This is a genomic window from Thioclava indica (assembly GCF_000714545.1).
Classification (GTDB): domain Bacteria; phylum Pseudomonadota; class Alphaproteobacteria; order Rhodobacterales; family Rhodobacteraceae; genus Thioclava; species Thioclava indica.
In genome coordinates this window covers 1-6546 of sequence record NZ_AUNB01000067.1, presented here as the reverse complement: position 1 = coordinate 6546, position 6546 = coordinate 1, and the positions used below count along the sequence as shown (strand labels likewise).

Sequence of the window (6546 nt, the reverse complement as noted above, 5' to 3'; positions counted from 1 at the left end):
CCCGCCTCTCTCATCGTGAACGCCACCCCTGAGGCGATCACGCAGACCACCGCATAAGCGATCAGCACCGCCTCTGGCCCCATCATCGCCACCGCCGAACTGACCGCGCCAAACCCCAGCAGCATCACGCCCACCGTCGTGTTGGACACTGCCGTATAGGCCGCGCGATTGTCCTTGGGCGCCATATCAACCAGATAGGTAGACCGCCCCAGCCGCACGCCCTGATAGCCGATCATCAGCCCGAATAGCGTGACGGGCGCGGCCCATATCGTGTTCATCAACCCGGCCTGATCCAGCCCGATCCCCAGCACCAGAAACACCGCCGCGACCAAGCCTGTGAAAATCAGCACCTTGCGCGAAGACCGGTCCGCCAGCCGCCCCCAGATATAGGAACTCACCAGCGATGCCAGCGCCGAGGCCAACACCAGCGCGCCCAATTCGCCAAAGCGGTTGTCGCCCGCCTGCGCGGCCAGCAACACGATATAGGGCGGCGCCAGCGCGGTGGGCAGCAACAGCGTGCGCGCGATCACGAACTTGCCCAGATCACGGTCCTGCCAGAGCAGCGCCAGTTCGTGCCAACCCACGCCTTTGCCTTCCTCGCCCGGTTGGTCCTCTTCACGCAGGGTCGAAAACACCACCGCCGCCGCGATCCAAAGGAGTGCCGCGAGGGAAATCGCCCCGATGACAAGGCTCATCCGCCCGACGATCCCGCTTATCAAGATCACCGCGAACAAGATCACACCCGCTGCGGATATGCTGGTTGCGATCCCGGTCGTGGTGCCCCGGCGCGAACGATCCACCGTCTTGCCCAGCACGTCCTTATAGCTCACCGACGAAATCGAACGCGCGATGGCCAACACCGCCAGCGCTGCCAGTATCGCCAGCCCCGCGCCCATCCCCTGCATCGTAATCGCGATTGCGACCATCGCCGCTGCCGCAAGCCCCTGAAACAGGCTTCCCGCCGCCCACGCCCATTTGCGTTGCGCCATCCGGCGGATGCGCGGTGCGGTGAATAGTTGGGGCAGTAACGAGCCTGCCTCGCGGATCGGCACCAGCCATGACACCAGCGCGGCGGGCGCGCCCAGCGCCTGCATCAGCCAGCTTAGCACCAGCTTCGGGTCAATCAGCCCATCGGCCAGCTTGGTCATCGACAGCGAGGCAACGTGGCGCAGGAAATTGGCAGGCTCGGCGCGGCTGGCCTGCTCGCTTAGTTCTTTCGTCTCGTCGCTATCTTCCCCCGTAAGGGTGTGAAACAAACTGGTAGCAAGGGTGGCATCGCTGGCGCTCATCGGCTGGCTCTCCGGTCGGGTGGTCTGGAACTGAATACCCTAGCATAAGGCCCAGACCCGGCACCTAGTTCCACACGCCCTCTTGCCGCAGCACCGCTTTGCGCTTACGCCTTGGGCCATGACCGGACCTCGCTACACCAAATTAATCAACAGCCTTCCTGCCACCGTCCCCTTTATCGGGCCGGAAGAACAGGAACGCATCGCTGGCCACCCCTTTGCCGCCCGGCTGGGCGCGAATGAGAACGGTTTCGGCCCCAGCCCCCGCGCGATTGCCGCGATGGCCGCTGCCGCCGGGGATGTCTGGAAATACGGCGATTCCAGTAGCCATGACCTGCGCGAGGCGATTGCCGCATTTCACGGCGTTGGCGTTGAAAACGTGCTGGTGGGCGAGGGGATCGACGGGCTGCTGGGCTATCTGTGCCGCCTGATGATCGAACCGGGCGATGCGGTGGTGACCTCAGACGGGGCTTATCCAACCTTTAACTACCATGTCGCGGGGTTTGGCGGCGTGCTGCACAAGGTGGCGTATCGCGAGGATCACGAGGATCCGCAGGCCCTGATCGCCAAGGCCGCCGAGGTCAAGGCCAAGCTGGTCTACATTGCCAATCCCGACAACCCGATGGGCACACATCACCCCCGCGAGACGATTGAGGCGATGGTTGCCGCCGTACCAGATGGCACGTTGATGGTGCTTGATGAGGCCTATGTCGAGTTCGCCCCCGAAGGGACCGAGGCGCGCATAGCCCCCGATGATCCCCGCGTGATCCGGATGCGCACCTTTTCCAAGGCGCATGGCATGGCGGGCGCGCGCGTTGGCTATGCGCTGGCCGCTGCGCCGCTGATTGCGGCGTTTGACAAGATCCGCAACCATTTCGGCATGTGCCGGATCTCTCAGGCAGGCGCGCTGGCGGCGCTGCAAGATACCACTTGGCAGGCTTATATGCGGCTATTGGTATCGGGGGCGCGTGAGCGGATCACCCAGATCGCGACGCAGAACGGCCTAAGTGCCCTGCCCTCTGCTGCCAATTTCGTTGCCATTGATTGCGGTGCAGATGGGGCTTTCGCCCGCGCCGTCCTTACCGAATTGGGCAAACAAGGCGTGTTCGTGCGCATGCCCTTCGTGGCCCCGCAAGACCGCTGCATCCGCGTTTCAGTCGGTCCAGAACCAGAACTTGACGCCTTTGCAGCCGCCCTGCCCGCTGCGCTGAAAGCTACCCGCGCCACACTGTCACGTTGATTGGCGTCACGATCAGGTGCATCTGAGACACAAAGCTGACTCTCAGATAAAGGAAAATGCGATGAAACAATCACTGCTGATGGAAAAATACCCGGTTTTCGACATGACCCTGCCCAAGGGGGAAACCTCTTGCGCCTCGGTTGATGACATTATCGCCAAGCTGCACGCCAAGATCGACGCCCATCCCAAGGTCGCCTATATCGCGACTTTCGATCACTACGCGCATACGAAATCCATCGACGGCACCGTCGCCGACGGGATCAAGGACGCGAAAAACATCGTGTTCTGTTTTGGAGTGGCGCTGCCCAATCCGCATGTTCTGGCCGTGCGTCCGCGCGCGATTGGCGTGGCGGATATGGGCGACAGCTTTCATCTGACCTTCCTTGAGCCGCCGATGGAAGTGGCAACCAAGGAAATGGAAAGCTGGTGCAAGGCACTGGCTGACAAGGCGTAAAGCCGCCATGCACATCGGCGGAAGGGGGCCGATCAAGCGCCCCCTCCGCCATTGGTGAGTTGATCCGACTCACCACACTGCTCATGTTCTGTCGCAAAACAGGAGCAGTCCATGAGTCGCAAAACCCGTAACACCCGCATCGCTATGCTAAGTCCGCTGGCATTTGCTTTGGCCTTTGGGGCCTATGCCGGCACCACGCAGACAGGGCGTGAACAGCGCCTGTCAGCAACCTATGAGCAAAGCACCCCGATCCGGCGCGAGGATGAGGACGAATTGGGCTGGCTGACTGAATGGCTGGAGCGCCACGGTCAGTCCTGACATCCTTTGGGAAACCTCAGCCCTTAGCGACCTCGGCAGCGGCGGCGGCAAGTGCGCCGCCCCCATGCGCGATATCCAGCGCCTGCATACCGGCCTCCATCGTGGCCAGCGCCCCCAGCGTCATATGGGCATTCACATGCCCCATATGCGCCACGCGCAGGAAATCATTGGCCTCGGGCGTACCGGGGTCAGCCATGCCAAGGCCAATGCCCAACGTCACGCCCGCCTCGGTCTCCAGCCAGTGGCGCAAGCGCTGCGCACCTCCGCCACCGATCCGCGCCGCCGTCACCGAATGGGCGCGTTGCGCGGGGTTCGCGACGTTGAGCGCAATATCTCCGTCCTGCCCCCAAGCCTCAAACGCCGCCCATACCGTGCGCGCCAGCGTGCCGTGGCGCGCCCAGATATGAGGCAGGCCCTCTTCTTCGAGGATCATCTTGAGCGACTCGTCCAGCCCGAACAGATGATGCGTCGGGGAGGTGCCGCCAAAATACTGATAGACCATTTCCGGAAACGCGCGCGGCTGCCAGTTCCAATAGGGCGACACAAGATCGGCCTTTTTGCTGACCTCGTTGGCCTTATCGGAAAACCACACAAACCCCAGACCGGGGGGCACCATCAGCCCCTTTTGGCTGGCTGCGACCATCACATCGACGCCCCAGTCATCCATGCGAAACTCATCGCACCCCAGCGAGGCAATCGCATCGACCATCAACAGCGCCGGATGCCCAGCTGCGTCAATCGCCGCGCGCACCGCCGCGATGTCATTGCGCAGCGAGCTGGCTGTATCGACATGGGTCAGCAGAACGGCCTTGATCTCGTGGCCCGCATCGGCGCGCAAAGCCGCCTCGACACGGTCGGGATCAACCGAAGACTTGATGCCGAACTCAAGGCGCTCAACCTCGACCCCCATCGCAGCTGCCGATTGCGCCCAGATATCGCCAAACCGCCCGGTGATCAGCGCCAGCGCCTTATCCCCGCGCGAGAAGATATTGGCCAGCGAGGCCTCCCACGCGCCATGCCCGTTGGCGATATAGATCGCGACATGGCTGGTGCTGAGTGCGACACGACGCAGACCATCCGCAACCCGCGCTGCGAGCAGTTCGATATCGCCCTCATAGATATTGGGCGCAGGCCGGTGCATCGCCGCAAGCACGCGATCAGGCATCGTCGAGGGGCCGGGAATGGCAAGATAAGGGCGGCCTTGTGACAAGCTCATAGCGATACTCCGGCATTGAAATCGCCTTATCGGTAATCGCGCGCGCTCGGGGCGTCAATCGCTGCCGCGCTTGCACGGCCCTCGCTGTCACGCTAAGCCGAGAACTCTCCCGCGCCGTGGTGCGCCAAAATTGCAGGACCGCTTTGGCCGATCACTCCAATCCTTATAGCTCGAAACACCTTATGAGCCGGATGTGGCGCGATTATTTGCGCCCGCATTGGCCGATGATGCTGCTTGCGGGCGTGCTGCTGACGATCGAAGGTGCGACACTGGGCGCGCTTAGCTGGATGCTGGAGCCGCTGTTTGACAAGGTGTTCAAAGAGGGCAACACAGGGCTACTATGGCTGGTTGGCGGGGCGATTTTCGGGTTGTTTCTGATCCGCGCGATCACCTCTATCGCGTCACGCACGGTGATGGCGAGTGTCGCCTACGGCACAAGTTCCGCGTTACAGATTGATCTGCTGCGCCACATGCTGCGCCTTGATCAGCGGTTCTATAGCGACAATTCTCCCGGCGATTTGATGGAGCGCGTGCAGGGCGACACCCGCGCAGTGCAAGGCGTCTGGCAGGTGTTCATCACCGGTGCGGGGCGTGATACGGTGGCGCTTGTATCGCTGTTCTCGGTCGCAATCTCGATTGATCCGATTTGGACACTGTGGGCGGTCATCGGCGCGCCGCTGTTGGTGTTCCCCGCCGCAATTGTGCAGCGCTATATCCGGCGCAAGACCCGCCAGATGCGCGAGCGGTCCTCGGATCGGTCTACCCGTCTGGACGAGGTGTTTCACGGCATTGCGGCCGTTAAACTAAACGGGATCGAGGATTATCAAGCCAATCGTTTTGGGGCGTTGGTGAACAGCATCCGTGTCGCGATGCTTAAGGTCACGGCAACGCAGGGCACGATTCCGGCCCTGATAGATATTGTGACCGGATTTGGCTTTTTCCTGGTGCTGGTGCTCGGGGGCCGTCAGATCATCGAGGGCGGTCGGACCGTTGGCGAGTTCATGTCGTTTTTCACCGCGATGGCGCTGGCCTTTCAACCGCTGCGGCGTTTGGCGAACCTGACAGGGACGTGGCAGACAGCAGCGGCCAGCCTTGAGCGGATCTACCGGCTGTTTGACACCGCGCCCAGCATTACCTCGCCTGCCCAGCCCCATGCGATGCCCAGCGAAAAGCGCATCGTGCTAGAGGATGTGCGGCTTCGCTACGGTGACAAGGAAGTGCTGCACGGACTGAGTTTTATCGCCGAGCCGGGCCAGACGACCGCTCTTGTCGGGCCATCGGGTGCTGGTAAAACCACCGTTTTCAACCTGCTCACACGGCTTATCGATTGCGAAAGCGGGCAGATCACCCTCGGCGGCGTCCCGATTGAGGCGCTCGATTTGACCGAGCTGCGCGCGCAGTTTTCAAGCGTATCCCAAGATGCCGCGCTGTTTGACGAAACGATCCGCGAGAATGTGCTGCTCGGGCGTAAGGATGTCGCGCCAGAGACCGTGCAGCGCGCGCTACAGGCCGCGCATGTCACGGAATTCACCGACACTCTCGCCGATGGGATTGACGCACATGCGGGCCCGCGCGGCTCGGCCCTGTCCGGTGGGCAGCGTCAACGCGTTGCCATCGCGCGCGCCGTGCTACGCGACGCACCGATCTTGTTGCTGGATGAGGCGACCTCGGCGCTTGATACTGTCTCTGAAGCGAAGGTTGCCCAAGCGCTGGCCGATCTGAGCAAAGGGCGCACCACGCTGGTCATCGCGCACCGCTTGTCCACGGTGCGCAACGCCGACAAGATCGTGGTGATCGTCGAGGGGCGCGTTGTTGAGCAAGGCACACACGAGACCCTTCTCGCCCAAGACGGCCCCTATGCGGGCCTGTGTCGGATGCAACTTCTCGACTAAGGATGGCTGCGGTCGCGATCTGCGAACTTAGCAAGAATCGAAAGCCGCGACGCTTTTTAGACCGCCAAATCAGACTGCGAAGCGAAGCGCGGCCCGGGAAGGCTATCCTTGCTCTAGGTGTTTGATCCCACGGTTTGATG

The 6546-nt window shown here is 62.2% G+C and carries 6 protein-coding genes; 4 read left to right on the top strand and 2 right to left on the bottom strand.

Going from position 1 to position 6546, the window contains the following annotated elements; genetic code table 11:
- Nucleotides 1-1289, bottom strand: a 1289-nt coding sequence (locus DT23_RS15920; RefSeq protein WP_038132840.1) for an MFS transporter, incomplete at its 3' end; no start/stop codon positions are given.
- A gap of 118 nt (nucleotides 1290-1407) precedes the next feature.
- On the opposite strand from DT23_RS15920, the gene DT23_RS15915 reads away from it, so the two are divergent.
- The 3 genes from DT23_RS15915 (at nucleotide 1408) to DT23_RS15905 (ending at nucleotide 3298) form a co-directional block, all read left to right on the top strand.
- Nucleotides 1408-2526: a pyridoxal phosphate-dependent aminotransferase gene (locus DT23_RS15915; protein ID WP_038132839.1), complete on the top strand. Its 1119-nt coding sequence runs from the start codon at nucleotides 1408-1410 to the stop codon at nucleotides 2524-2526.
- A 61-nt stretch (nucleotides 2527-2587) separates the two neighbouring features.
- Nucleotides 2588-2980 (top strand): DUF6858 family protein, encoded by a 393-nt coding sequence (locus tag DT23_RS15910; protein WP_038132837.1) that lies wholly within the window; start codon nucleotides 2588-2590, stop codon nucleotides 2978-2980.
- 111 nt (nucleotides 2981-3091) lie between these two features.
- Nucleotides 3092-3298 (top strand): hypothetical protein, encoded by a 207-nt coding sequence (locus tag DT23_RS15905; RefSeq protein ID WP_038132835.1) that lies wholly within the window; start codon nucleotides 3092-3094, stop codon nucleotides 3296-3298.
- Nucleotides 3299-3314: 16 nt separating this feature from the next.
- On the opposite strand, the gene DT23_RS15900 is transcribed toward DT23_RS15905, so the two are convergent.
- Nucleotides 3315-4514: a pyridoxal-phosphate-dependent aminotransferase family protein gene (locus DT23_RS15900; protein ID WP_038132832.1), complete on the bottom strand. Its 1200-nt coding sequence runs from the start codon at nucleotides 4512-4514 to the stop codon at nucleotides 3315-3317.
- Between the two features lie 191 nt (nucleotides 4515-4705).
- Here DT23_RS15900 and DT23_RS15895 point away from each other — a divergent pair, with 191 nt between their 5' ends.
- Nucleotides 4706-6406: an ABC transporter ATP-binding protein gene (locus tag DT23_RS15895; protein ID WP_051697363.1), complete on the top strand. Its 1701-nt coding sequence runs from the start codon at nucleotides 4706-4708 to the stop codon at nucleotides 6404-6406.
- The last annotated feature ends 140 nt before the right edge of the window (nucleotides 6407-6546 follow it).